The organism is Polynucleobacter sp. HIN6 (genome assembly GCF_030297575.1).
GTDB lineage: Bacteria > Pseudomonadota > Gammaproteobacteria > Burkholderiales > Burkholderiaceae > Polynucleobacter.
Window position 1 is genome coordinate 1,079,159 of record NZ_AP028137.1, and the last position, 24,920, is coordinate 1,104,078.

33 protein-coding genes, 1 tRNA gene and 2 riboswitches are annotated in these 24,920 nt (G+C 47.0%); of the genes, 14 read left to right on the forward strand and 20 right to left on the reverse strand.

All coding sequences use genetic code 11. From position 1 onward, the window contains the following. Positions 1 to 114: 114 nt before the first annotated feature. Positions 115 to 1,146 (reverse strand): tyrosine-type recombinase/integrase, encoded by a 1,032-nt coding sequence (locus tag QUE66_RS05560; protein WP_286223088.1) that lies wholly within the window; start codon positions 1,144 to 1,146, stop codon positions 115 to 117. Positions 1,147 to 1,626: 480 nt separating this feature from the next. Here QUE66_RS05560 and QUE66_RS05565 point away from each other — a divergent pair, with 480 nt between their 5' ends. The 3 genes from QUE66_RS05565 to QUE66_RS05575 all read left to right on the forward strand — a co-directional run bounded on the left by QUE66_RS05565 (position 1,627) and on the right by QUE66_RS05575 (position 4,144). Continuing rightward, a complete protein-coding gene (locus QUE66_RS05565) occupies positions 1,627 to 2,259 on the forward strand; it encodes a response regulator transcription factor (RefSeq protein WP_286223089.1) in 633 nt (210 codons plus the stop codon). 290 nt (positions 2,260 to 2,549) lie between these two features. Further along, positions 2,550 to 3,290: a sulfite exporter TauE/SafE family protein gene (locus QUE66_RS05570; protein WP_286223090.1), complete on the forward strand. Its 741-nt coding sequence runs from the start codon at positions 2,550 to 2,552 to the stop codon at positions 3,288 to 3,290. Further along, the gene (locus QUE66_RS05575; protein ID WP_286223091.1) at positions 3,287 to 4,144 is read left to right on the forward strand and encodes an EamA family transporter; all 858 of its coding nucleotides are present in this window, start codon (positions 3,287 to 3,289) and stop codon (positions 4,142 to 4,144) included. The genes QUE66_RS05570 and QUE66_RS05575 overlap by 4 nt, the downstream gene beginning before the upstream one ends. 40 nt (positions 4,145 to 4,184) lie before the next feature. Here QUE66_RS05575 and QUE66_RS05580 read toward each other — a convergent pair whose 3' ends face one another. From QUE66_RS05580 to QUE66_RS05590, 3 genes are read right to left on the reverse strand one after another with little or no spacing between them, the layout of a single operon-like run. Further along, entirely contained in the window at positions 4,185 to 5,543 is a 1,359-nt protein-coding gene (locus tag QUE66_RS05580) for a sensor histidine kinase (RefSeq protein WP_286223092.1), read from the reverse strand. Next, the gene (locus QUE66_RS05585) at positions 5,533 to 6,195 is read right to left on the reverse strand and encodes a response regulator transcription factor (protein ID WP_286223094.1); all 663 of its coding nucleotides are present in this window, start codon (positions 6,193 to 6,195) and stop codon (positions 5,533 to 5,535) included. Before QUE66_RS05585 ends, QUE66_RS05580 begins: the two co-directional genes overlap by 11 nt. 11 nt (positions 6,196 to 6,206) lie before the next feature. Next, positions 6,207 to 6,512 (reverse strand): PepSY domain-containing protein, encoded by a 306-nt coding sequence (locus QUE66_RS05590; protein WP_286223095.1) that lies wholly within the window; start codon positions 6,510 to 6,512, stop codon positions 6,207 to 6,209. A gap of 103 nt (positions 6,513 to 6,615) precedes the next feature. On the opposite strand from QUE66_RS05590, the gene QUE66_RS05595 reads away from it, so the two are divergent. Genes QUE66_RS05595 through QUE66_RS05605 form a run of 3 tightly spaced genes read left to right on the forward strand, consistent with a single transcriptional unit; the run spans position 6,616 to position 8,113 of the window. Next, positions 6,616 to 7,014, forward strand: a complete 399-nt coding sequence (locus QUE66_RS05595) for a DUF1924 domain-containing protein (protein WP_286223096.1) — start codon at positions 6,616 to 6,618, stop codon at positions 7,012 to 7,014. 13 nt (positions 7,015 to 7,027) lie between these two features. After that, positions 7,028 to 7,546 carry a diheme cytochrome c gene (locus QUE66_RS05600; protein WP_286223097.1) on the forward strand — a complete coding sequence of 173 codons (519 nt, stop codon included), beginning with the start codon at positions 7,028 to 7,030 and terminating at the stop codon, positions 7,544 to 7,546. Between the two features lie 9 nt (positions 7,547 to 7,555). Next, positions 7,556 to 8,113, forward strand: coding sequence for a cytochrome b/b6 domain-containing protein (locus QUE66_RS05605; protein ID WP_286223098.1), 558 nt, complete (start codon positions 7,556 to 7,558; stop codon positions 8,111 to 8,113). A 276-nt stretch (positions 8,114 to 8,389) separates the two neighbouring features. Here the strand turns inward: QUE66_RS05605 and QUE66_RS05610 are convergent, their stop codons facing one another. Both QUE66_RS05610 and QUE66_RS05615 read right to left on the reverse strand, forming a co-directional pair. Next, positions 8,390 to 9,658 (reverse strand): D-amino acid dehydrogenase, encoded by a 1,269-nt coding sequence (locus QUE66_RS05610; RefSeq protein WP_286223099.1) that lies wholly within the window; start codon positions 9,656 to 9,658, stop codon positions 8,390 to 8,392. Positions 9,659 to 9,720: 62 nt separating this feature from the next. Continuing rightward, positions 9,721 to 9,807: riboswitch (glycine riboswitch) on the reverse strand. A 3-nt stretch (positions 9,808 to 9,810) separates the two neighbouring features. After that, a riboswitch (glycine riboswitch) is annotated at positions 9,811 to 9,896 on the reverse strand. Positions 9,897 to 9,986: 90 nt separating this feature from the next. Next, a complete protein-coding gene (locus QUE66_RS05615; protein WP_286223100.1) occupies positions 9,987 to 10,820 on the reverse strand; it encodes a DODA-type extradiol aromatic ring-opening family dioxygenase in 834 nt (277 codons plus the stop codon). Between the two features lie 65 nt (positions 10,821 to 10,885). On the opposite strand from QUE66_RS05615, the gene QUE66_RS05620 reads away from it, so the two are divergent. From QUE66_RS05620 to QUE66_RS05630, 3 genes are all read left to right on the forward strand, one after another. Continuing rightward, the gene (locus QUE66_RS05620; RefSeq protein ID WP_286223101.1) at positions 10,886 to 11,314 is read left to right on the forward strand and encodes a MarR family winged helix-turn-helix transcriptional regulator; all 429 of its coding nucleotides are present in this window, start codon (positions 10,886 to 10,888) and stop codon (positions 11,312 to 11,314) included. Next, on the forward strand, positions 11,311 to 11,547 hold the full coding sequence (locus tag QUE66_RS05625) for a CDGSH iron-sulfur domain-containing protein (protein ID WP_286223102.1): 237 nt from the start codon (positions 11,311 to 11,313) through the stop codon (positions 11,545 to 11,547). The genes QUE66_RS05620 and QUE66_RS05625 overlap by 4 nt, the downstream gene beginning before the upstream one ends. Positions 11,548 to 11,643: 96 nt before the next feature. Further along, positions 11,644 to 11,719: transfer RNA gene (locus QUE66_RS05630), tRNA-Asn, on the forward strand. A gap of 54 nt (positions 11,720 to 11,773) precedes the next feature. On the opposite strand, the gene QUE66_RS05635 is transcribed toward QUE66_RS05630, so the two are convergent. Beyond that, the gene (locus QUE66_RS05635) at positions 11,774 to 12,574 is read right to left on the reverse strand and encodes a substrate-binding periplasmic protein (RefSeq protein WP_286223103.1); all 801 of its coding nucleotides are present in this window, start codon (positions 12,572 to 12,574) and stop codon (positions 11,774 to 11,776) included. An 8-nt stretch (positions 12,575 to 12,582) separates the two neighbouring features. Next, positions 12,583 to 13,302 carry a hypothetical protein gene (locus tag QUE66_RS05640; protein WP_286223104.1) on the reverse strand — a complete coding sequence of 240 codons (720 nt, stop codon included), beginning with the start codon at positions 13,300 to 13,302 and terminating at the stop codon, positions 12,583 to 12,585. Positions 13,303 to 13,462: 160 nt separating this feature from the next. On the opposite strand from QUE66_RS05640, the gene QUE66_RS05645 reads away from it, so the two are divergent. Further along, positions 13,463 to 13,735, forward strand: coding sequence for a hypothetical protein (locus QUE66_RS05645; protein ID WP_286223105.1), 273 nt, complete (start codon positions 13,463 to 13,465; stop codon positions 13,733 to 13,735). On the opposite strand, the gene QUE66_RS05650 is transcribed toward QUE66_RS05645, so the two are convergent. Together QUE66_RS05650 and QUE66_RS05655 are read right to left on the reverse strand one after the other, a co-directional pair. After that, the gene (locus QUE66_RS05650) at positions 13,732 to 15,426 is read right to left on the reverse strand and encodes a GMC family oxidoreductase (RefSeq protein ID WP_286223106.1); all 1,695 of its coding nucleotides are present in this window, start codon (positions 15,424 to 15,426) and stop codon (positions 13,732 to 13,734) included. The genes QUE66_RS05645 and QUE66_RS05650 overlap by 4 nt on opposite strands. 24 nt (positions 15,427 to 15,450) lie before the next feature. Further along, the gene (locus QUE66_RS05655) at positions 15,451 to 16,095 is read right to left on the reverse strand and encodes a lipid-binding SYLF domain-containing protein (RefSeq protein WP_286223107.1); all 645 of its coding nucleotides are present in this window, start codon (positions 16,093 to 16,095) and stop codon (positions 15,451 to 15,453) included. A gap of 144 nt (positions 16,096 to 16,239) precedes the next feature. On the opposite strand from QUE66_RS05655, the gene QUE66_RS05660 reads away from it, so the two are divergent. From QUE66_RS05660 to QUE66_RS05675, 4 genes are read left to right on the forward strand one after another with little or no spacing between them, the layout of a single operon-like run. Continuing rightward, a complete protein-coding gene (locus QUE66_RS05660) occupies positions 16,240 to 16,749 on the forward strand; it encodes a ZrgA family zinc uptake protein (protein WP_286223108.1) in 510 nt (169 codons plus the stop codon). Further along, positions 16,750 to 17,451 (forward strand): ABC transporter ATP-binding protein, encoded by a 702-nt coding sequence (locus QUE66_RS05665; protein WP_286223109.1) that lies wholly within the window; start codon positions 16,750 to 16,752, stop codon positions 17,449 to 17,451. Continuing rightward, positions 17,451 to 18,683, forward strand: a complete 1,233-nt coding sequence (locus QUE66_RS05670; protein WP_286223110.1) for an ABC transporter permease — start codon at positions 17,451 to 17,453, stop codon at positions 18,681 to 18,683. The genes QUE66_RS05665 and QUE66_RS05670 overlap by 1 nt, the downstream gene beginning before the upstream one ends. After that, positions 18,680 to 19,219 carry a DUF3299 domain-containing protein gene (locus QUE66_RS05675; protein WP_286223111.1) on the forward strand — a complete coding sequence of 180 codons (540 nt, stop codon included), beginning with the start codon at positions 18,680 to 18,682 and terminating at the stop codon, positions 19,217 to 19,219. The genes QUE66_RS05670 and QUE66_RS05675 overlap by 4 nt, the downstream gene beginning before the upstream one ends. Here QUE66_RS05675 and QUE66_RS05680 read toward each other — a convergent pair. The 10 genes from QUE66_RS05680 to QUE66_RS05725 all read right to left on the reverse strand — a co-directional run bounded on the left by QUE66_RS05680 (position 19,210) and on the right by QUE66_RS05725 (position 24,902). Then, positions 19,210 to 19,866, reverse strand: coding sequence for an aquaporin (locus QUE66_RS05680; RefSeq protein ID WP_286223112.1), 657 nt, complete (start codon positions 19,864 to 19,866; stop codon positions 19,210 to 19,212). The genes QUE66_RS05675 and QUE66_RS05680 overlap by 10 nt on opposite strands. Then, positions 19,863 to 20,351: an arsenate reductase ArsC gene (locus QUE66_RS05685; RefSeq protein WP_286223113.1), complete on the reverse strand. Its 489-nt coding sequence runs from the start codon at positions 20,349 to 20,351 to the stop codon at positions 19,863 to 19,865. Before QUE66_RS05685 ends, QUE66_RS05680 begins: the two co-directional genes overlap by 4 nt. After that, positions 20,342 to 20,671: an ArsR/SmtB family transcription factor gene (locus QUE66_RS05690; RefSeq protein ID WP_286223114.1), complete on the reverse strand. Its 330-nt coding sequence runs from the start codon at positions 20,669 to 20,671 to the stop codon at positions 20,342 to 20,344. Before QUE66_RS05690 ends, QUE66_RS05685 begins: the two co-directional genes overlap by 10 nt. A 59-nt stretch (positions 20,672 to 20,730) precedes the next feature. Beyond that, positions 20,731 to 21,402: a DUF502 domain-containing protein gene (locus QUE66_RS05695; protein ID WP_286223115.1), complete on the reverse strand. Its 672-nt coding sequence runs from the start codon at positions 21,400 to 21,402 to the stop codon at positions 20,731 to 20,733. 36 nt (positions 21,403 to 21,438) lie between these two features. Next, positions 21,439 to 22,137 carry a pirin family protein gene (locus tag QUE66_RS05700; protein WP_286223116.1) on the reverse strand — a complete coding sequence of 233 codons (699 nt, stop codon included), beginning with the start codon at positions 22,135 to 22,137 and terminating at the stop codon, positions 21,439 to 21,441. Between the two features lie 3 nt (positions 22,138 to 22,140). Beyond that, positions 22,141 to 22,695, reverse strand: a complete 555-nt coding sequence (locus tag QUE66_RS05705) for a flavodoxin family protein (protein ID WP_286223117.1) — start codon at positions 22,693 to 22,695, stop codon at positions 22,141 to 22,143. A gap of 31 nt (positions 22,696 to 22,726) precedes the next feature. Further along, positions 22,727 to 23,143: a MarR family winged helix-turn-helix transcriptional regulator gene (locus QUE66_RS05710; RefSeq protein ID WP_286223118.1), complete on the reverse strand. Its 417-nt coding sequence runs from the start codon at positions 23,141 to 23,143 to the stop codon at positions 22,727 to 22,729. 134 nt (positions 23,144 to 23,277) lie between these two features. Continuing rightward, a complete protein-coding gene (htpX, locus tag QUE66_RS05715; protein ID WP_286223119.1) occupies positions 23,278 to 24,165 on the reverse strand; it encodes a protease HtpX in 888 nt (295 codons plus the stop codon). A gap of 100 nt (positions 24,166 to 24,265) precedes the next feature. After that, complete coding sequence (locus tag QUE66_RS05720; protein ID WP_286223120.1) at positions 24,266 to 24,643, reverse strand: DUF4149 domain-containing protein; 378 nt, start codon at positions 24,641 to 24,643, stop codon at positions 24,266 to 24,268. A 4-nt stretch (positions 24,644 to 24,647) separates the two neighbouring features. Beyond that, positions 24,648 to 24,902: a TIGR03643 family protein gene (locus QUE66_RS05725; RefSeq protein WP_286223121.1), complete on the reverse strand. Its 255-nt coding sequence runs from the start codon at positions 24,900 to 24,902 to the stop codon at positions 24,648 to 24,650. Positions 24,903 to 24,920: the final 18 nt, after the last annotated feature.

Sequence of the window (24,920 nt, forward strand, 5' to 3'; positions counted from 1 at the left end):
AATACCGTGTTTTTTTGTTAAGGGTATCTTCAAGATACCTTCCAAAATGGGCATTATTGCTACCCGTACACAATAATGCCCGTACTCAAAAAGCATTTGATTAATGCTGATTGCTTACACCACTACTCGCTCAACCACGGCTAACTTTTGCTCCAAGGTATACCCTACTGTGCCATAGATATGAAACTCCGATTTACCGCTGGAATGTCCAGTAATGCTCTCAGCAATCCGCGTAGGAACATCATTACAGGCTTTAAGCCGATCAATAAAACCATGACGAAACATATGGCTACGAAACGCAAATGGTCGAAGCGTCTTGTTAATGATCGCGGAGCAGCTAGTGTTGCCATTATCCCGTGCGTAATGTGGAACCAACCACTCGCTGCGTTTGCGCTTGGCAATTTTGACGAGCTCTTGGGCAGCCCATAACGAAACTCCGCACAATGGTACGGCCCGAATACTGGATTTGGTCTTGCGATCACTCAGACAATTCTTTCGAACCCATAGGTGCGGAATCTCGTGATCGAGCACGCAATCCTCCAAACGAGCAAAGACCGGCTCGGATAGACGCAAGCCCGTATTGAGTTGCACTAAAGCCACTAAACAATGGGGTCTAGGACGATGCAAGAGGTATTCTTTAACAGCATGAATGAGTTCCGGTGTAATTACCGGCATAGGGCGCACGATCTCTCCCTCGCCTTTAATTCGTAGGGCTCGAAAAGGGCTCAAGCGATCAATATCCAAATGCTTAAAAGCCACGTTCAACATGGCATTGAGGGTGTTATTGTGCTTGCGAATACTGGTTGGATTTAAGCCCCGGCCCAATTGGTAATCGCGGTACTGGGTAATGTGCCAATGGCGCAACTCATCCAAGGTCAAATCGCCATGCAGTTGTTTGAAAAAGGCAAAGTGACGGCTTGCGGTTTTCACAAAGCGCGGTCGATGAGCCGAGGCATTTTCACGGATATAGATTTCAAAGGCATCCGTGATCGTGGGAAGTCGACCGTTCACTTGCTTGGCGAAGTGATCACGGACTAGACTTGCTAAAAAACTCTCATCAAACTTCACGCCATTGATGTCTACCATCCGCTCTACTTTCTCAAGAGCTAGGTGATGGCTGGTATTAAGCGCTAATTCTTGTTTCATCATTTCCTCCATATTAATAATTAATCAGGTGTAGGAAATCGAAAAAAATAGTGGCGCTTAAATCACCAATGACAGCAACAGCAATAAAAAGCATATACCCAGTCAAAGGGTATGGTCTACCACGCTAGATGGTATCCAAAAGATACCCATTAGGATTTCAAGAGGTTAGTGGCGGGAAAAGGATTCGAACCTGCGACCTACGGCTTAGAAAGGCTGGCGAATCTGCAGAACACAATGCTCAACAATGACTCGCAGTGGGCTGGTTTGAGGTGTAGATCAAAACATGGGTCATCGTGGTGTTGGATGGGGTCTTGAATCAGGTTCTTGGTGTCGGCAGGTGTTTGTCGGGAAAACCGACAAATTCAAGTTTCTAGATTAAGAGATCAGAATTCTCAGGAATTCGGGCAACTATTAGCTAATAGCTATAGGTCAAAAGGCATCTATTAAAATAGGAGTTTCCGGCTAAATTATTCAATTTCCATGAAATCCGATGTAGTTTATATAGTCGACGACGATGACGCTGTCAGAGGATCTCTCGCATGGCTTTTGGAGGGTAATGGCTTTAAGGTAAGCGTCCACGAAAACGGTGAGCGTTTTCTCAAAGCCCTCGAAGGGGCTGACCGCTCCACCCCAATTTGTGTCCTCTTGGATCTCAATCTACCAGGGATGTCGGGACTGGAAGTACAAGCCAAATTGGCGCGCAAATATCCAGCGATTCCTGTGGCATTCATTACCGGTTTTGGTCAAATCGCAACGGCCGTGAAAGCCCTCCAGCAAGGCGCAGTCGATTTCATTGAAAAGCCCTTTGATGAAAAGAAACTGATTGAGCTTGTTAACAAAATGCTCAATCAAGCCTTTGCCAAGATCAAAGAAGTTGATGAATTAAAAGCAGTTGTTGATAATTTCAAAAAATTAACCCCACGCGAAAAACAAGTGCTCGATTGCATTGTGGGCGGAAAAATCAATAAAGCAATTGCCGAGTTTTTAGGAATCTCAATTAAAACTGTAGAAGCTCACCGAGCCAGCGTTATGGAAAAATTGGGAGTTAGCCGCCCAGCGGGACTCATCCAAGTTGCGCATTTGTTTGCCCAAGCCCAAAAGCATCCGTATTAGCCCTAGGTTCTCCCCTTTTGGGAGCTTTTCTTCGCTAAGATGAAATTGCTATGAAGATTCATGGCATAAAGCGGTCTCCTTTTAATTGCCGCCCTTCGGGGTGGCTTTTTTTGGCCAAAGCCCAATACTTAAGTAATGCTGAAACTGAAAGCTGCGACCCACAGCTTAGAAGGGCTAACAAATCTACGGAACACAATGCTCAACAATAACTCGCAGTGCCCTGATTTGGGTGTTCGTCAAAACAGGGGTGATCGTGGTGTCGGCAGGCACGCATCGACTAAGATCGTGAGATGGAACTTAGCGCAATCCATCTAATCCTTGGTCTTTTAGGAATTGGTGCTGGTTTGTTAGGGGGTGTGATTGGCTTTGGCACCACCATTATTCTCATGCCACCCTTAGTCTATTTGCATGGATCGCTACTAACCATTCCCATCATTGCAATTACGGCGACCATTGCTAATCTTGCTAGGGTTTTCATTTGGTGGCGCAGTATTGATTGGAAAGTATGCGCCGTCTATGCTGCTAGCGCCATTCCTGCCGTTATTTTGGGAGCCAATACGTTGATCTTGCTCAATCCCCGGGCGATTGAGATTGTGTTGGGTCTATTTTTACTATTCCTCATTCCAATCCGTCGTTGGATGCGCCGCCAAGAGATCGTAGTTAGCCTGTGGCACATGGCCTTAGTTGGTGCTGGGATTGGCTATTTAACAGGCATCGTTGCAACAACAGGGGCGATTAATACCCCCTTCTTTTTGGCTTATGGATTAACCAAAGGCGCGTATCTGGGTACCGAGGCAGCCAGCTCGCTTTCCATCTTCATTACCAAAGGCGTGGTGTTTCATGAACTGGGAGTAATTGATCGGGTGGCTATCCTGGAGGGACTCTTTCTTGGGGTCTGTGTCTTTATAGGGTCACTACTATCCAAACGAATTGTTCTAAAAATGCGTGAGGAGCAATTTATCCAGATGATGGAATGGGTGATTGCCATTTCGGGGATTGCAATTTTGATGATGAGTATGATTCACCAATGAGTGGTTTTGTCTTTTCCTGCATCTTAGGCGCTGCGCTCATGCACGCCCTTTGGAATATATTGCTTAAGTCGGCAGCGGATAAAAACCTAGAAACCGCGGTAGCAAACTTTGCCACTGCAATCCTAGCCCTTCCCTTGCTAGTGATATATGGACTTCCTGATCCCCAAACCTTTCCATACATCGCTTTATCAATCGCCCTTCATTTAATTTATTTCTACTTGGTCGCATCCGCATATCGGTTCGGGGACTTGAATCTCGCTTACCCCATCATGCGCGGTGCGGCCCCACTTCTGACTCTCTTATTTGGGTATGTGTTTTTACGTGAACAGGTATCCGATGGAGTAATTGCTGGTATTTTTCTGGTCTCAGCCGGAGTCATCCTCTTGGGTTTGCGTAAAACTACCTCCTCAGCCCATCATTTAAAAGCCCTGCTCTTTGCTCTTGGCAATGCCTTAGTCATTGCCCTCTACACCATTGTTGATGGGCATGGGGTGCGGCTTAGTAATAATGCGTGGTCTTATGTGAGCCTATTAATGTTTTCGCATGGCTGTGTTTTTCTGTCATTAGTCCTTTGGCAACGTCATCGTCAGCAATCGCTACCGGAGAGCTTTAGCTATATCAAATCCCGTCTCATGTACCCCTTAATCGGTGGGACTTGTATTATTGGTTCCTATTCGATTGCACTTTGGGCAATGACCCAAGCCCCCATCTCCTTAGTTGCAGCAGTTCGGGAAACATCCGTTTTATTTGCATTTCTATTTGGAACTCTCTATTTAAAAGAGTCGCCATACCCTCAGCGAATGATTGGTGCCCTAGGGGTGTGTTGCGGCTTAGTCTTAATACGGATTTACTAGAGTAATTCATTTTTCAATAGAAAGTTATTGATATACCTATTTAAGTCAAACTTGGTAGCCTCATCACAATTAGTAAACCCCCAAAAGCAGATTGATTCAAACATACTTTCCCGCCATAAAGCTCTACAAGCTCACTTACAATAGAGAGACCTAATCCGGAACCCGGGGTAATCTCATCGAGTTTTATTCCCCTTTTAAGTGCTGAATCATATTTGGACGGATCTAAGCCAACCCCATCGTCCTCAATACAAATTTCAACAAAATTTTCTTTCTTTGAAATCCGGATATTGACAATTGATTTAGCCCATTTACAAGCGTTATCCAATACATTGCCAACCATTTCCTGTAAATCATGGGCTTCTCCATTAAAGATTGGGGCTGACTCATTACACTCAATCTTTATTTGTAAGCTCTTATCACTATGCAGTTTATCCATCACCCGAACAACCGATTGAATAACCTCCAAAACTGGTGTTCGAGTTGTTACTATCCGATTAAACGCTATAGATTTTGCCTTTGCTAGACTCCAGTCAACCTGCTCTTTAGCCGATTGTGACTGCTGAAGAACCAATTCCTTAAAAGCCTCTTTGGATAGATTGTTGTCATGGACAGCGTTTTGAATCACAGCTAGCGGCGTTTTAATAGCATGCGCCAAATTACCAGCTTGCGCTCTTGCTCGGGCAATGATCTGTTGGTTTTGCTCCAAAACCGTATTGAAGTCTTTTACCAAAATATTGAACTCAGCAGGATACTCACCTTCAATCATTGAGCTTTTGCCACTCTTTAATCGAATCATCGCCCCTTTTAATACACTAAGCGGTCTTAATCCAATCGTGATTTGCATAATCAAAATCGTGAGAAGTGCAAGCGCAAGAATGAATAAGTAACGTCTGATTTCACTTGAAAATAATGTAATTTCAGAGTCTAGTGTTGAGCGATCTGAAGCTACTGTTAGCGTAAATGGATTTGACTGACCATCCTCCAATGAAACGGTTTTGGAGTACGCCAGTAATGAATTCTGACCAACGCCAGTGATTTCGTAAAAAAGAGGTTGATAAGACTGATTTTTAGGGCCACGGATGGCGAGTGTTTGGTCCCAAAGGGAGCGCGAGCGTAACACGGTCCCATCTGATGTATTGATCTGCCAATAGAGCCCAGATAAGGGCGCAGCCCATCTGGGCTCTCCTACCGGCGATACTAACTGGGGCTGCTGAGACCTCGGATTAATCGCTACAAGACTCGCCAACTGATTAAATTGAGTTTGTAAGTTAAGCTCAAACTGCTTGGTGGCATATTGGGCAAACAAGTCCGTAATGACCCGATTAGCAACAAATAATGCGATAAGGATTGCTAAGGTTGAGGTGACTGCGATCCGAAATCGCAGGGACTTAAGCATCATCGTTGAGTCGATACCCAAGGCCGCGGACGGTCTCGATCAAACCTTCGGGTAGTTTTTTTCGCAAGCGAGCAATAAAGACCTCAATCGTATTGGAGTCCTTGTCTTCATCATAGGCATAAAGATGCTCACTCAGGGTAGTTTTATCAATCACTTTGTTAGGGTGATGCATGAGATAACTCAGTAAACGCAACTCATAACTCGTTAAATTGATGGTATTGCCGTCAAGACTCACTCGATTACTGGCAAGATCTAAGGTTAATCCTTCGATACTAATTACTGAAGAAGAGTGACCGGTTGAGCGACGAATGACGCTTCGCACCCTTGCTAAAAGCTCCTCCATATGAAATGGCTTTGTGAGGTAATCATCGGCTCCGGCATCAATCCCAGCTACTTTCTCGCCCCAGTTATCCCGTGCGGTCAGAATAATGACTGGAAATGTTTTCTCGGCAGCTCGCCATCCCTTTAGGACCGAAATCCCATCAAGCTTGGGAAGGCCCAAATCCAAAATGGCCGCATCAATCGCCTCTTCTTTTCCGAAATGAAGCGCATCCTCACCATTACTGGCTGTATCGACCACATAGCCTTGCTCTTGGAGCGCTAGTTTTAATTGCTCAAGAAGAGTTGGCTCATCCTCAACCACAAGTAAACGCATCAATTGGCCTTTTAGTTTTTCTTGGTCTTTTGCTTTAAAACCTGACCAGTTTTAGCGTCTACCTCTAACTTCACGATTGAACCTGACGAAGTAAGCTGCTTAATTTCATAAACCCAGCCACCCTTCTCTTGATCAAGCTCCACTTCGAGTACTTGACCGGGATGGTCTTTGGAAACCTTTTGCAAGATTTCTTGTAGGGGAAGGATCTGACCGGATTGGACGGCTTTTCTAGCTCGCTCATGATCTGATTCGGCAATGCTTGCCATTGGCATCAAAATAAGTGTTGATACCAGAATAAATTGTTGAACTTTTAACATATCGAAATTGTAGATCGGCAAGATGAACGGAATCTGAACAACGCCTTCAGCTTAGGTCTAGGAACATTATTCAATACTGGGGTCCGAACAATAAAGGACTCCAATGAAATACTCCTTCAGCCTCATCTTGATTATCGGCATAGGCATGGTAAATGCCGCCGTTGCCGGTGATACCAGCCCCTCTGCACAGCTGAAATACTGGACAGATAAAGCAGGTGCGGCAGCAAACCCGGTTGCTGGAAAGCTTTTTTTTACCCAAACGCATGGCAAAGAATGGTCTTGTGCCTCATGTCACGGCAATCCACCTCTTAACACCGGTAAACATGCAAGCACGAACAAAGTCATTCCGGCATTAGCCCCGGGCAGTAATGCGGATGCATTTACAGAAACAGCCAAGATTGAAAAGTGGTTTCGACGCAACTGCAATGATGTTGTTGCTAGGGAATGCACCCCTTTAGAGAAAGCCAATGTGCTGGCTTATTTGATTTCATTAACCAAATAAATGGATAAGTGAGATGGCTCAAAAAAATAAACACCATCAGGAGATCAACATGAAAGAGTTTTTTGGACTAATTTTATTGACCTTGGTTCTCTTGGCCGCCATTGCTTTGGCTAGCAAGCATGCCAATGCCGGAAGCAAAGATATGCAGCCAACACAACCGCTTCCTGTATATCAAACCGAATGTGGCTCGTGCCACTTAGCCTACCCTCCCGGATTCTTACCAAAAACCTCATGGGAGCAATTGATGTCCACTCTTTCCAAACACTATGGAACGGATGCCTCAATCGATGCCAAATCCAACCATCAAATCAATCAGTGGCTAACCCAATATGGGGGCAGCTATAAACGGGTTAAAGAATCACCAACTGAGAATCGCATTACTAAATCGGCATGGTTTGAACGTAAGCACCGCAAAGTGAAAACGAGTGACTTTATGAAGCCTTCCGTGAAAAGTCCTGCCAATTGTGCCGCCTGCCATCAGCGGGCTGAGCAAGGTCTATTTGACGATGATGATGTTCGGATCCCAGACTAAAGCCAATCGATGAAGACACTCAAACAAATCCTTCACCTGGCAGGCGCCATTACTTTTATTGGGTCATACCTTACCGCCGATAGTGAGTCTTGGCGATTGATTCATGTGTATTTAGGATATGGTTTTGGGATTATCTTTTCCCTTCGACTCTTGATTGGCTTGGTTCCAAGAACATCGATGGCATTTCAAACAATTTGGACGCGTGCCAATCTATTTAAAACGATTGTGCAGGATCTGAAGGATCTAAAACTTGAGCGTCTTTGCAAATGGCAAATTTGGTATGGCTCTGGTATGGGAATTTTGGTATTTCTTATGTACTTTTTATCCATCCCACTCGTTTTATTTGGAATCGTGACTTATGAGGAATTCGGGGGGAAATGGTTTATTAAATTCTCTGAAAATAGCCACGAATTTATTGGTGAACTTTATCTTTCGATTGTTTTGGTTCATTTAGGGCTGATTTTTGGGAAATACAGTCTGTTAAGAGTAAAGCAAACTCCTCTGAAGCCGGCATCAAAACCTCTAAGTTATTACAAACAATCTGCCAGAAAAAATGCTGTAAAATGACAGGCTATTCCCTGATAGCTCAGTCGGTAGAGCGACGGACTGTTAACTTTCAGCAAACAGTTTTTCTCCAAAAGCAAATCTCTAAAAATCCCAATTTTATATGCCTTTTCGGGCGATTCTTAACGTGCTTTGTTGTTTGCACAGTTATTGCACAATTACTATATCGGTCACTCAACGAAAAATAACATGTTTTTGTTAAAGGTATCTTCAAGATGCCTCCCATTTAGACCACAACCCCCACATTTAATTTGCGGGAGTTGTAATTAAATTAATAAATCAAGCTGCAGCGACCTTCCCAAGTGATGGCCTGGGAAAAAAACGGGGCTGATGTGCCGACCCATGAATAATGTCTGCAATCATCTCAGCAGTGCACGCCGATAGTGTCCATCCCAAATGGCCATGGCCAGTGTTGTAAAACACGTTCCCTAGCTTGCCCCTGCCAACTCTTGGAAGCATATTGGGCATCATCGGACGCAAACCTGCCCATGGAACGACCGAGCGGGTATTGACCTTCGGAAAACATTGCTCCACCCAGCTAACCAGCGGCTTAATCCGATCCATCCGAATATCACGATTCTCGCCATTGAACTCCGCAGTTCCAGCAACTCGAAAGCGAAGAAGACCCAAACGACTTGTCACTAATTTGGTCTCATCATCCAAAAGGCTCACTGTTGGTGCACATTGCTGACTTTGTTCATCATTGAGATTAACCGTAATCGAATAACCCTTGACTGGGTAGACGTTTAATCGATCGCCCAGTTGTGCAGCCAAATCACGACTAGCTATGCCAGCACATACCACGATGTTGTCAAAGGACAATTGATCAAGCTGCGAACCACTCTTTATCTGAACTTGAACCCGCTCACCATTCGATTGCACCTGCACCACTTCGTGATCATGAATGAATTTCACACCGAGTCGTTCGCAGGCTTTGGCGAGCCCCACGGTGAACTTATGAATATCCCCTGTGGAATCACTTTCCGTGTAATAGCCCCCGTAATACTCTCCTGAGAGTGTGGGCTCAATCAGCTTCATCTCAGATGGTGTAACAGCTTCGCGATGCAATCCTCCCGCGGCTAAAAGTTTCGATACCTCACCAGCATGCCTAAATCCAATTTGATCACGGTAGATGTGTAAGATGCCCTCTTTTTTGAGATCAAAATCAACGCCCTCTTGTTCTGCCCAACTAAAGAGATGCTTTCTGGCATCAATCGCCATCTTGGCCGTTTGAATCGTATTGGCTTTGTAATTGGGGATCGCCGCCATAAATTCAGCAAACCACGAAGCTTTATGCCAACTGGGTTTCATATTGATGAGCAGCGGCGCATCTTTTTTGAAGATCCATTTGAGGCCTTTAAATACCGTACCCCAATGGTTCCAGACCTCAGCATTTGAGGCAGAGAGTTGACCGCCGTTGGCAAAAGAGGTTTCCATGGCAGCATAGCGATGCCGCTCAATCAAGGTGACGCGATAGCCGCGTTTAACAAGTGCGTAAGCCGTAGTGACGCCCGTGATGCCGCCACCAATAATGACATAGGATTTCATGGTTGGTCCAATCAATACGTCGGGAGTTAAAGCTCATCGGCACCATGCGCAATGAACACCCCCTCTGTTTTGGACCTGAGAGATTCGCAAGTACGTGACTTGCTTGCTCCTGCGGTGCTTTAGTTGACGCAACTAAAGGCTCTTCAGAGTTTGCAGTGATATCGGTTCTTTTGCCTGAGAGTTTCCGGGGTGGTTGCTCCTTCGGCGCTGTAAACACAGTCTCTCCCGATACCAATCCTACAATTACATGTTGGATTCTAGGTGGGCAGTAAGAAGGCTGTCAACTCCTTAATTTCAACTTCATTTCACCTATTGAAATAGATCCATTTCAATCGCTCCCTCCGCCAAAGGTAAATCCAGAGATCCAGGTCTCCAACACGCAATCTGTAAAAACTTTTGCACCCCGGTCATGCATTGCTGCTCCAGCAACCACCATGAGTGGTAATAAATGCTCTTCTTCATGCGGAGGATGGCACTGGTTTGCAAATGGGCCTGTCCTCCAGTTAATTAATTTCTTATTTCGTATATCTGGGTCACTTTCAATCGTTTGGGTAAGCCACTTATCAAACTCAAGTGATATTTGGGTAAAACTTGGCTTGCCATAGCCGCGCATGTTGTGAAAGCTCATACCGCTGCCAATCATTAAGATCCCTTCATCGCGTAGCGAAGCCAATGCTTTTCCTATTTCCAGATGCGTCTGTGGATCTAGGTTGCTATTTAAGGATAGCTGCACTACCGGTATATCGACCTTAGGAAACATTAGCATCATCGGAATGAACATCCCGTGATCAAATCCGCGCTGAGGATCTTCCCCTGCGGCGATTCCCTGCTGGGCAAGTAAATCCACAATCTGTTTTGCGAGAATGGGGTCGCCGGGGGCCGGATATTGCAGATCGTAGGTATGTTTTGGAAACCCCGAGTAGTCATAAATCAAATGCGGTCTTGGATGACTGGTAATCCGAATTACAGGTTCTAGCCAATGGGCAGATACCATCACAATCGCTTTTGGCATCCTTGGCAAACTCACGGGGAGCTGTCTTAAGTATTGAGCCATGGCATCCCAAGTATTGGGTGGGTTCCAGTCCATGAAAAAACATGGCCCAGCGCCATGGGGAATAAACCAAGTTGGTAAGGTTGAAGAATTGGGCGCAGTGATATTCATTGATATTTTGGTTAAATTGAAAGGATCCTTGACATTATTCCACATATGGACTATATTGTCCATATATGAACTTCTTACCAACCCTACGAGAATTAGTGCGAACCCACCAGGCGTTTGAGAGTTACTCCTCAACGCATATTCGTTCGTTAGGGTTAAGCTCCGTTCAATTTGATGTGATCGCTACGCTCGCCAACCAAGAACCCATGACCTATAAAGAGTTGAGTGAAAAAACCCTTATCTCCAAGACCTCGCTTACAGGAGTAATCGATCGAATGGTTCAAAAAGGGCTACTAGGACTAGAGGCGCACGAAAACGATGGTCGAAGCCAACGGATTCATTTAACCGCTAAAGGGCAAAAGATCTTTTCTAAAGTATTTCCAGCCCATATGAATTATTTGGAGCAAGCATTTAAGCGTTTAAGCACGAAAGAACTCAAAGCTATTGAAACGAATTTACAGAATCTAAAATTAATTTTTATGAAGGAGAAGTCATGAAAGCAACTATTGCTCAAAAAGCACCCTACCCGATCACGGTTGAGGCTGGCAAAACGTATTACTGGTGCTCCTGTGGCAAAAGCAAAAATCAACCCTTTTGCGATGGCAGTCACCAGGGCTCTAAATTTACCCCTAAGCAATTGGTTGCGACTGAATCCAAGACTATTTACTTCTGTGGCTGCAAAAACTCTAAGAATGGAATGTTCTGTGACGGAAGCCATAATGCTTTGTAAAGATTGCTGATTAAAAATGGCATGCGTATCTCTACTAAACCAAACTTCTCTAAACAATCAAACTGCTAGTAAAAATGCTGTAAAATGACGGATTATTCCCTGATAGCTCAGTCGGTAGAGCGACGGACTGTTAATCCGCAGGTCCCTGGTTCGAGTCCAGGTCGGGGAGCCAGATTCAGTAAGGCTTACAGCTTAATTGGCTTGTAAGCCTTTTTCTTTACTCTGACTACTTATAAAACTGTTGGTTAGCACTCTCAATCAGTTGATCGACCGTGCCACTGGCAACTGCTTTTTTGATCCCCTCAGTAAAGCCCTTTTCTAATTGGGAGTAACACTTCGATTTTTTAGAGAAGGCAATATACATATCTGCTGTTAACACGCTCTTGGGCAAGAAAACCACCTTTGAGTCCAGATTTAACTTCTTGGCCTCTAATTTGCCTGGGTAGCTTCCAATAATTAAATAGTCAGCCTGTTTATTGAGTAACTGAGCAAACGCCTGATCAACGCCATTGGATCGAACAACATTCAAATCAGTTTTGATATAGGCATCAAATTGACTGCCGTAACTCTCTCCTTGGTTGGTGACACCACGATGCCCTTTTAGGTCAGACCATTGAGTGAACCTAAAGTTGTCGCCCTTACGGATCACGATCGATACTGGATCGAGCATGTAAGGTGGCTCTATGTAATGCATATATTCGGCCCGAGCTGGGTTCTTATAGATGCCAAAGATGATGTCTGCGCGACCATCACGTATGGCTTGTTGCGCCTTCTCCCATGAACCAAAATCCATCGAGTTAACTTTCTCAACCCCAAGACCTTTGGCAATATTGCTGACTAAAGTAACCGATGACCCTTGCAGTTTTCCGTCGGCTGCCCAAGCAACTGGCGGATATGCTGGATGGCCAGTGATAACCAATGCCTTACATTGCTGCGCTTGAGCGATATGAATTAGGGATAAAGTAATTAGGATTGTTAGTAAATAACGGCGCATCATCAAGAGCCTTTCGTTTAGAAGCTTCATCATACTTGACCTTATTGGGCTGATTTAATACTAACCCCAAGGTAGGCTCCAAAGCCTTTAGCGCTGGTTGGTGTTGTGGTCACCATATAGGTTGGTCCCAACTGAAATGAGACGTGATAGTCCAGCAATTTGACCGTTTTGCCACCACTCAAGGTGAGCTGATTAGTAGCATTGCGCGCGGTGTAATTGAAGTTCATTTGACTCGATAAGTTGTAAGTCCACGCATGATCGCTCGTATAGGACAGTGTTGGTTGCACATTCAGAATGTTGGCTGAGCCACCTGATAGGTCATTGCCAATCCCCCAAGAATTAAACATGGTCGCGCCAATGGTCCAATTATCTGGTGCATATAGAGCCCCAGCCGATATACCAACACCCGTTTGCCTTGACCCATTATTGGCATTACTGGCTGGGGTCTGAACGTAGGGACCGATTCCGGCAAACCATCGCTTATCGAGAATGACAGTGAAATAACTTGGGAACTGAATTGGTTGTTGCTGATTAGTGACCTGCTGATTGCTGATATTGCGGTTGTAGGTTAATGTCGGGTTCAGAATCAAATGAATGTTTGATCCAAGATGCAGTGGAATGACTGGAGCAACCATATACTCATCTTGCTTAATATTACTGTTGGCACCTAACTTTTGATTAGCGTTATAGGTGACTAAGACATGCGATTTAGGGTACAGTGGATTTTGCATTTGCTGCCCTGATTTGGCAGTATGGCTCATAGTACTCGTTGGGGATTGGGCCAGTGTCACCCCTGAAAGCAAGGGAATGGTCAAGCAAATGAATTTAATTAAATTAATCAACAGTAGCATGTCATTCGTAGTACGATCAATCAATTGGCTTAATGTACAGCATCCTTCCAACTTATCTACGGAGAATGAAATGATTCGATTACGCATGAGTCAACCTATATTAACAATTAGTACTGTTCTAATGATCTGGGTGAGCCCTGGAATGGCTCAAGATACCAGCAATGAACAACGCATGATTGACCATTGCCGCCAACGCCATCCTGAGATGAGTGTTGACCAGTGTCGCTCGATGTATCAAAACATGAAGAACATGACCCCTGAACAACGAGTTGAGCGTTGTAAGCGCAATCATCCCGAGCTATCCGCCGAGGCCTGCCAGAAAAAATACGGCGGCTCGACCTAGCGCTGCGCCAGGATTTGCCTGGCAATAGTTTCTGCGATGAGCATGACTGGCGCATTGGTGTTACCGGAGGTAATACAGGGCATCGCTGAGGCATCGATGACTCGTAAGCGTGCTACTCCGCGTACCCGACACTCAGAATCCAATACGGTATTTGGATTATCAGTTTGACCTTGGGCGTCGACCTTCCCCATAGCGCAGGTACTCACTGGATGAAAGATCGTGGTTCCTAAATCACGTGCCGCGTGCTCAAGGTCTTGCTCGCTTTGTAATTGAGTACCAGGTAATACCTCTTTGGGGGCGTAAGGCTTTAGGGCATCGCTTCCCATAATTTGGCGTGTGATTCGGAGGCTATCGACTGCCACCTTTAGATCGTCTGGGGTGGATAAATAATTGCACCGGATTTCTGGATGCATCTGGGTATCGGCTGATTTAGCCCTCACCCAGCCGCGTGAGCTGGGTCGCAAATTGCATACACTGGGTGTAATCGCATTAAAGGGATGTAGCGGTTCCCCAAATTTAGGTAAGGAGAGTGGCTGTACATGCCATTCAATATTCGCTGTGGGCTGCGATGGATCGCTTTTGGTAAATGCACCCAAGGTCGATGGTGGCATCGTTAGTGGTCCAGTACGTTTGATGAGATATTCAAGGCCCATTCCCATTCGGGTCAACCAGTTTTTATAGAGTGTATTGACGGTCTTGCAGTTCTCAACCTGATACACCGTGCGGATCTGTAAGTGATCTTGCAAGTTCTCGCCTACGCCCGGAAGGTCTACCCTAGTTTCGACCCCGATGGAATTGAGGTGATGGTGCGCACCGATTCCTGAGACTTGCAATAGTTGGGGGGATCCAATCGAACCGGCTGACAGAATCACTTGGTCCTTGGCATGGGCAGTGACGCGTGATCCGGCGTGTAATAGATCTAGACCACTCACTTCCCAGGCCGCGCCATACCAGGCATTCTTCTGTTGTTTTGGATTATTTTGGGTTTGGGGTTGCGTCGGTATTAAATTGAGTTGCAATACCTGTGCTTTAGTCAGAATCGTTAAGTTCTTTCGATGACGAATTGGGTGGAGATACGCATCAGCCATCGACCAACGCACTCCCTTCTTTTGGGTCATCTGAAAATATGCACAACCCTCGTTATCGCCTCGGTTGAACTCCTCGATCGAGGGAATGCCCCGCTCCTGTGCAGCTTTGCGCCAAGCATCTAAGATCTCCCACTGCACCCGAGGCTGCTCGACTCGCATCTCCCCTTGATCTCCGTGCCAGGCATTGGCTCCAGCAAAATAGTTTTCGAGGGATTTATATGTCTCTAGGGAGTGATCCCACCTCCAGATGGGATCACCGGTTAACTCGGCCCAACGGGCATAGTCACTCGCCTGACCACGCATATAGATCATGGCATTAATCGATGAGGATCCGCCAATCACACGCCCTCGCGCATAATGAATCGAGCGCTGATTGAGGCCAGGATCGGACTCAGTTTTAAAGCACCAATCGGTTCTTGGATTAGCAATCGTATAGAGGTAGCCGACAGGAATCTTGATCCAAAACCAATCGTCTTCTCCTCCGGCTTCGAGTAATAAGACTCGATGGTTTGGGTCTGCGGAGAGACGGTTTGCTAAGAGGCAACCCGCACTACCAGCGCCCACAATAATGGTGTCAAACTCAAGCGCTGCTGGGGTGCTCACTTCTGTGTCTCACCAAACTAGAAATTATTTCTTCTGACGGCGCTCTTGAATGGCTTTTAAGACCGCTGGGGTATTGAGCTGCTGATCAACCATGTATAAAGCGCCGCCATAATTGGCTTGCAAATCGTAGCCCGAGATGCCCACGGTGTAGAAGGTCACATTCGGATTAAACGAGCGGATCGTACTGCTTGAGCCGGCCGAGAAGTTCGCCTCGACATCAAGGCCTAACTGCTGACCATCAACGGTAGTCAGAATAAATTGTTCGATGGCATCTTGGGTCTTAAAGATAATAATTTGATATTGCTCTTGGTACCCAGCGCCGAGACCCTCGCCGGTTTTCATATCACGCATGAAGACCGGTTGGTCTTTATAGCGCTTATCGAATAAAACCCCCTCGCCGCGCGCCACCACCACCAAGATGACGTTCACATTAGTAGTATTAAATACGGCATAGCCTGCCGCACTCTCAATATCTTTACGCACCTTAGGGTCTTGTTTTAACAAAAGATTAAGGCCATTTTCTGCCATTTTGATCATTGCTTCGCGCTTTTGCGTAATCTCGGCTGGGGTCAATGGTTTGCCATCTTTACCAGTCGATTGACATGCGATCAAAAGCAATGGACAAAGAAGAGTTAAAAAGATGGCAGTCCAGCGATTGGGAACACGCATTGATGGGTCCTGTGGATAAAGATCGATTACAAAAACGTCATAAATGACTAAGCCCACATATTTTATAGACCATTCATGAAATGGGATTAATTTCTAGGTAGTATGTTGGGTTGATCAACAGTTATTTCCTTTAAAGAGCCAGCGATGATCATTATTCCTTTTTTATTAATTGGGGCTTTATCCCTCACAAGCGGACATGCTCTGGCTCAAGCCAAACATGGCCATGCGCATGAGCATGGTAAGGGCAAACTTGAGCTCACAATTGAGTCTGGTAGGGCAATTGGCAACATGAAGCTTCCACTGGAGGCGCTCGTTGGGTTTGAGCGCGCCCCCAAGACAGAGGCGGAGACCAATGCCATTAATACTATGAACCAGAAACTGCAGAATCCTGGCGCATTCTTTGTGGCAAATAATGACGCAGAGTGCTCCCCCAAATTAATTAGCAGTACCATCGTGCGCGATCAAGCAGGTAAGCATGCCGATCTGGACTATCAGTTTGACCTGAACTGTGCCAAACTCGGTTCACTCAAACAACTTCGCATTGGCCTCTTTTCGGAATACAAACGTCTCAAAGAGATTCGGGTAGAGTCAGTTGGTCCTTGGGGTCAAAAATCAGCGACCGCCAAACGCGATTCCAGTACGGTTAACTTTTAAGTGAGACGCTCGCCCCACTCCCTCGCGATTGAGGTTAAGCATTTGGAGTTTGCTTGGCCAGCTCAGGTGCCACTCTTTACCAATCTATCGTTCTCGGTGGCCCCTGGGAAGAGTCTCTTCATCTCAGGGCCATCGGGGTGTGGCAAAAGTACTTTATTAAATCTGCTCGCCGGGGTGATGCCACCCAAGCGTGGTGAGATTTGGATCCATGGCGAACGTTTACAGGACTTAAGTCGGAGTGCGATAGATCGCTTACGCGGCGAGGAAATGGGTTTTATCTTTCAACAATTTAACTTGATCTCTTACCTTAATGTTGCCGATAACATCCTGTTGCCTACCCATCTGTATCCCAAGCGGCGTCAAGCTGCCATTGCGGAGTTTGGCTCCCTAGACTCCGCACTGTCGCATTTAATAGAACGCCTAGGTCTCGCTCCGGCTCTCCTCACCCAAGCTGCACATCGGCTCTCGATTGGTCAACAGCAACGCGTTGCAGCGGCACGGGCCTTTATCGGTCGCCCATCGATTGTGATCGCAGATGAGCCCACTTCAGCCTTGGATTGGCAGAATCAGACCCAACTCATGGATTTATTTTTGAGTCTTGCGCAAGAGCAACGCACTGCCTTGGTGATGGTCAGTCACGATGAGCGCTTGAGCGAGCAATTTGATGAGCGCATCGGCTTTGCCCAGAAAGTGGCTGCCTAATGATTTGGTTACGCATTACACTTTTGAGCGCCTTAGCTCGCAAAGGCGGCTTATTGATTATGGTCTTATCGACCGCTATCTCAGTGGCGATACTGCTTGGGGTCTTTAAGATCCGCGATGACACCAAGACCAGTTTCTCGAATGCCATTAGCGGTGTCGATTTAGTAGTGGGTGCCAAAGGAAGTCCCACCGAACTCATTTTGTATAGCGTGTTTCATATTGGTCGAGCGACCAACACGATTGCCGCTTCTTATGAAAAGTCCCTCATGAGTATGAAGCCTGTGGCCTGGGTAGTGCCTGTGCAATTAGGCGATAGCTTTCGGGGCTATCCAGTCGTGGGAACGAGTATTGAGTTCTTTACTCGCATTAAGGCTCAAGGTCGCCATCTCGAGTTATCCGAAGGTAAGGCACTGACCGATCCCACACTCTTTGAGGTCGTGCTGGGTTCTAACGTGGCTAAGAACACCCAACTGAAACTAGGTGAACAAATTGCCATTACCCATGGCTCAGGTACCGGCCCCAAGCAAGACCACAGTAACTCGCCCTTTCGGGTGGTAGGTATCCTAAAGCCTAATGGCACCCCCATCAATAACGCGGTGTTCATTTCCACCAATGCCTTTGATGCGCTCCATGACATTGAGGAAGGCGGAATTCAGTTTGCCAAGCTCAATCCGGATTCTCAGGTGAGTGCGTTCTATGTCGGGCTCAAGGATCGCGGCAGCGTGTTCTCAGCACGGCGCCAAATCGACGCCCTGCCCAATGCAGGGCTTATGGGTGTGATGCCCGGGGTTGCCTTAGATGACTTATGGTCCACCATGGAGGTGGCTGAGAACGCGCTCTTAATTATTTCTTTAGGGGTGTTGATCACGACCATCCTAGGAATCACGGCCACCCTATTGGTCTCACTGGAGAACCGACGTCGTGAGTTGGCCATCTTTCGGGCGATTGGAGCCAAGCCCTATCAACTGTTACGCCTTGTACTTTTTGAAGCGCTCTTGATTAGTCTAATTGGTATTGCACTAGGCTGGCTGATGTTACAGATCGCGATCCTCTTATCAGCCGATTACTTCCGCACCTCCTGGGGCGTGGTCACCAGCATTGGGCTTCCGACTACCCATGATCTACTCTCCTTACTCGCCTTGGTGATTGTGGTGCTCCTCTGTGCCTGCATTCCGGCCATCAAAGCCTATAGAATGGCACTCAACGAAGAGTTAAATCCCCCATCCACATGAGACGATCCTTTTTACGCTTATCGAGTGTCAGCTTACTGGGCCTCATGCTTGGGGCGCATCCACTTCGCAGTGAGGCTACTACCTATAAAGAGATCGAGTGGGATGATCTGATGCCTGAGGGTTGGCGCAAGAAAATGATCTTGGAGGTCACTCGCATGCGCCGCTATGGCAGCTTAATGGATGGCGACCCCAAGGCCGATGAGGCCTATGCTCGACTAAAGAAAGCTTGGGACACCGCGCCGCCATCCAAGGTTTATATCGGTAAAGCCATTCGTATTCCTGGTTATGTGGTGCTACTTGACGCGGAACGCATGCAAAGTAGTGAGTTTTTATTAGTCCCCTACTTTGGTGCCTGCATTCATTCGCCACCACCTCCGGCCAATCAAATTATTTTGGTCAAGCCCCCAAAGGGCTCGAAGGTGCGCACCATGGATGCCATCTGGGTGGAAGGCATTCTGAGCGAGGGTCGAACTTATTCTGAGATTGGCAGTAGCGCCTACGTTCTCAACGCCGACAAGATTACGCCCTATCGTTGATGGATCGACTTACTCGCCTTACAAAACAACATTACCATCACGAGGGCAGCAATCAGTTCAGCGCTGACAAAGCCCAACACATCGGCAGGCGCAATGCCCACAAAGGTATTGGTGAGGCTTCTAGCCACAGCGACCGCAGGATTGGCAAAAAAAGTGGATGAGGTAAACCAGTAACCCGCAGTGACAGTAAGCGCTACCAACATTGGCACCTTATCTTTTGCCGCCTGATCCCCAATCCGAATCACCGAGAGAAGCACGAGTGTTGAGATCAACTCACTAACCCAAATACCAACACCAGTGCGCACCTTGATTGACTCTTGCAAGATTGCTAGACCAAACATCAGATGCGTTACCCAAATCCCAGCAATGGCGCCACTGAACTGACATGCCCAATAGGCAAGTAGCTTGTTGAGATTGAGATGCCCCAGCTTCCAAAACATCAGGCTCACCACTGGATTAAAGTGTGCGCCGGAGATCGGGCCTAAGAGCACGATTAAGACATAGAGCCCTGCTCCGGTGGCGATGCTATTACCGAGCAAGGCCACGGCTGCATTACCATTCGAGAGGGTCTCACCCATGATGCCGCTACCCGCCACAATCGTAAGCAGTAATGCGGTGCCGAAGAACTCGGCCGCGTAGGACTTCATGAGGCTTTGTGGTGAATATCTTTCAGAGCCATCGAGTCGAGTTTATCGAGCGGCATGCTGGCTAACAAATCAATGCGTTTTTTGAGACCGTTCATCACTTCGATAAATGCAAGACGCTTCTCGATATCGGTTCCAGTGACTTGCGATGGATCGGGAAATCCCCAGTGTGCCGTAGCAGGATTGCCTGGCCAGACGGGGCATACCTCACCCGCCGCGTTATCGCAGACCGTAATAATGAAATCCATCTTAGGGGCATTGGGTAAACCAAACTCATCCCAGCTCTTACTGCGTAATTTGGATTCGTCATAGCCCATCTCCAAGGCCAACTCCTTGGCAAAGGGATTGACTTGGGTGCCTGGGGTTGAGCCTGCAGAATAGCCCACGAAGAGACCGCTGGGATGGGTGGAGGCTAGCGCCTCCCCCAGAACAGACCTGGCAGAGTTATGGGTACACAAGAAGAGTACGTTGTATTTTTTCATGGGCATGCGACTTTTTTCTTCGATTTAGGAGTACTACAGGACTGACCCTGGCAGCAGTTATCCAATAAAAATTCACTGAGATCCTCAATCACATTGGGATTAGGGCGATAGATCAAGTTGCGGCTTTGGCGCTCTACCAATAACAGCTTGGCATTGACTAGCTCTTTCAGATGAAAGCTCAAGGTTGCATTGGGAATGCCTAACTTCTCAATCAATTGACTCGGGGTCAAGCCAATATCTCCGCGTTGCACGATTAGACGGAAGATATTGAGTCGAGTCTCCTGCCCTAAGGCTAAAAGGACTTGGATGGCATCAATATTTTTCATATTTCCAATTATATAGAAATATATGACAGCTTTGTGACATAGGCTGAAAGATTAAATGCTTACTTCGGAATTACTTTTGTGGAATCTAGATGGGTCTTCATAAACTGAGGTGATGTAACCCCCATCGACACATAGATGCTGGTTAGTTCTTCCATACCAATCTCGGCAGGGCTTACCCAGTCAACTGGCACATAGAGCAAGCCCCCTCCAATCGGTACTGGTGCGGTTGGCACGATTACTGCATAGCAGGCCTGATCTTTGACCATTACCGCTTGGGGGGATGAGAGCAAAGCCAGCGCTGACACTCCACCCGCTCCACCAAAATGCACCCATACCGGGCGCATCGTTTTCAACTCCTCATCATCCCGCTTGGCAACCAGACTCACAAAGCTATGAATGGTGTCATAGACCGTTCGTACTACTGGTATCTTCCGAACCAAGCCATTAATGATGGCCGTAAATCCCTTCTGCAAACCCTTCTCAACCAACAGACCAAGAATGAGCAAGGCTAGGATCACAATCGCCAAGCCAATGACATAACCAACCCACTCAAAACCTGCAATGCCTAAGCCCATCTTTGCCATCACACTGCCGACTGCGCTCGATGGTCCAAGCCAACGAATCACGATCCCCACTACAAAGGCAATCAGCAGAGCCGTTGCTATCAGAGGAAACGCCGCTAAGAGTCCGGCTAGGAATAGGCGAACAAGTTTGGATGAGCTTGGTGACATAAGATCAAATAAGTTCTATTAATGCTTGAGTGTAATTCACACAAGATCAAAGACCAACACCTCCGCCTCTTCACCTTGGCTGATCTCAATCCTTGACTCATCTGCAATCATGGCAGCGTCGCCACCACTTAAGCGCTGACCATTCACCGTCAGGGTGCCTTTGATGAGATGCACATATCCTTTGCGACTTGGGTCCAGTTTGAGGATCGCTGATTGATCACCATTAAAGGTACCGGCATAGAGCTTCGCATCCGCGTTCATGGTGATCGAGTCCTCTGCTCCATCGATGGAGGCTAAGAGGCGTAATTTGCCATCTTTATCTTGGGCTGGAAACGTTTTTTGCTCATAGCCTGGCTTGACTCCCGTAAATTTGGGCTGGATCCAAATTTGCAGAAAATGGGTGGTTTGATCCTTGGCATAGTTGAACTCGCTATGGGTGACGCCCGTACCGGCACTCATGCGTTGGATGTCTCCAGGCGGGATGGATTTGACGTTACCCATACTGTCTTTGTGTGCCAACTCGCCTGAGAGAACATAGCTAATGATTTCCATATCCCGATGGCTGTGCTCACCAAAGCCCGTGCCAGGATCAATCCGATCCTCATTAATCACCCGCAAATTACCCCAGCCCATAAACTTAGGGTCGTAGTAATTAGCAAAGGAGAATGAGTGAAAGCTCTTAAGCCAACCATGATTGGCATAGCCCCGCTCCTGCGATTTACGAATCTGCATCATGGCTTAAGCGTGAAACTGGCTAGCAATTCTGGCAATCCGCTCACCATACAAACGGGCGGTCTCGAGGTCCCCGGGATTAACTTCATCGGCGCTGGCATCCGATGGGGTTTGCATCATCGCGCCAGCAAAAGAGCCGACATAGTTCACATCATCGCGCTTTGCGGACTTGGCATTCGATGGCATGAGGCCAGTGCCAACCCAGATACCTGAGTGTTGCATCGCCAAAGTAAAGAAATAATGCAAGGTAGAGTGTTTGTCACCATTCATGGTGGCTGAGTTTGTAAAGCCGCCAAAGATCTTGTCTTTCCACTGCTGACCAAACCATGATTTTGAGCTGGCATCAGCAAATTTCTTGAACTGCCAACTCACACTGCCCATATAGGTTGGTGAGCCAAAGATAATCGCTTTGGCATTCTTTAATACTTCCCATTGGGCTTCGGTAATATTGCCGTCGGCATCAATAGCGATCAATGTTGCGTTTGCGCCTTTGGCAACGGCCTCAGCTTGCTTTTGAGTATGGCCATAGCCACTATGAAATACCACTGCAATATTTGACATGTTCTCTCCTGATAATTTGGGTTAATTGGGATTAAATAAACTGACTACGAATTCGGTCTAAGGCTTCAATGGTTTGATTGAGCTCTTTCGTGCTGCACTTGGCAAAGCCCTGCTCTAAATACTGCACATGTTCAGGGAAGGCTTTCTTAAAGAGGCGCTCGCCCGCTTTGGTCAATCCAATTCGGTAACTGCGGCCATCCTCCGCATTGGGTATTTTTGTAATCAAGCCCTTTTGCTCTAAGCGCTCCAGCACGCCCGTCATCGTACCCTTCAAGATCAAAGTCTTCTCGCCCAACTCCTTACAGGTCATCGGCGGTTGATTGCCCAAAGTAGCAATCACATCAAACTGGGTCATGGTAAGACCCATTCCCTTAATGTGCTTGGTCGAGTAAGCCTCAAAGGCTTGGTAGGTACTCGCGAGGCTGCGGATGAAACGGAGATAACTCATGGTATTTCCAATTAGTCTATATGCGTACTATTTTAGTACGAGTACGGACTATTTGAATACCACCAGTTTTTCTGGGGAAATTGGTACTTCTGTTGGGATGTGATGGTTGGCGGTAAAGCGCCAACCATCCAGGATTAATCGGCCATATTGCGCAAGGCAGCAATACGCTCATCCAATGGCGGATGGCTCATGAAAAGACGCTTAAGGCCAGTGCCCATACCACCTGAAATTCCAAAGGCTTCTAACTGCTCAGGCAAATGAGGCTCGTTAATCGACTTCTGCAGGCGTTCCAATGCCCGAATCATCTTCTGCTTACCTTCTAGATAGGCTGCGCCGGCATCGGCACGGTACTCCCGCTGACGGCTAAACCACATCACAATCGCACTGGCCAAGATACCCAAGACCAACTGCGCAATGATGGTAGTGATCCAGTAAGCAGGACCATGCCCACGCTCGGTCTTAAAGACCGCCCGATCAATAATGTGACCAATCACGCGCGAGAGGAAGAAAACAAAGGTATTGATGACTCCTTGAATCAGCGCCAAGGTCACCATATCGCCATTGGCCACATGGCTGACCTCGTGAGCCAATACCGCCTCCGCCTCATCGCGGGTCATGCCACGCAATAAGCCAGTACTCACCGCCACCAAGGAACTGTCACGCATCATCCCGGTTGCAAAGGCATTGATATCTGGTGAGTCGTAGATTGCCACCTCGGGCATGCCAATACCTGCTTCCTTGGCTTGCCGAGCTACTGTATTTACGAGCCACTGCTCCTGCTCGTTACGGGGTTGCTCAATCACATAGGCACCGGTGGAGTGCTTGGCCATCGTTTTAGATAGAGCTAAGGAAATAAATGATCCCGTAAAGCCCACCACTCCCGAGAGCATCAGCAAGGAGGTCAGATCGAGCCCAACACCCTGCTCATCCAAGATCTGGCCTAAGCCAAAGATATTGATGATGATCGTGATCACCAACATGATGGCAATGTTGGTGATTAGGAACAGAAAAATACGTTTCATGCGTAATACTCCTTATGACAATAGGGCTACGCTATCAGGAATTTCTTAAATGTGCTGAAAACAAATTGGTTGACTATTTTTAGGGGAATTATCGGTTGTATCACCAAACTAGATAAACAAAGCTCCCGAGCTGGATAAAGTTGATCACTATGCTCAAGCCGTGCAAGATCCCAAATTTTTTCTTGTGCCCTTGATCCGACGCGCGGTTAATGGCGGGTGTGAGAACCCATAAGGAGATGAAGAATAAGGCTGCGCATCCCACTAACAATCCCATGCTAAGCGTGTCGTTCGCCAAGAAGGAGGCAATGATCGAGACCGCTCCTAGGAAGGCGTAGTACTTAGGAAAGAAATTGCGCACATATTTACTCGCCCACTCCTGAGGCAGCACCTTAAATACCGTCGGTGCCACGGCGATGGTGAAGAACACCATGATGCCGATCATGGCAGAAACGAGATAAAGAGTGAGATTAGGATTCATGGCTTTATTTGTGTTTGTATTGGGTTGGACAATAAGCACGCTGCACATCAGGGTCGCGCAATTGCCGATGCTTAGTTTGTCGTCCGGTGACTCGCGCGCGCCATAGACGATAGGAGCTCGGCTTTAGGACACTGCGCATAAGTGCCTTGACCTCGGGTTCACTCAACTGAAATTGCGCATGGATTGCCTCAAAGGGAGTGCGGTCTTCCCAGGCCATTTCGACGATACGCGATAGCTCAGATGGATTCAGTGTGTGCATGCATTGGATTAAACACGA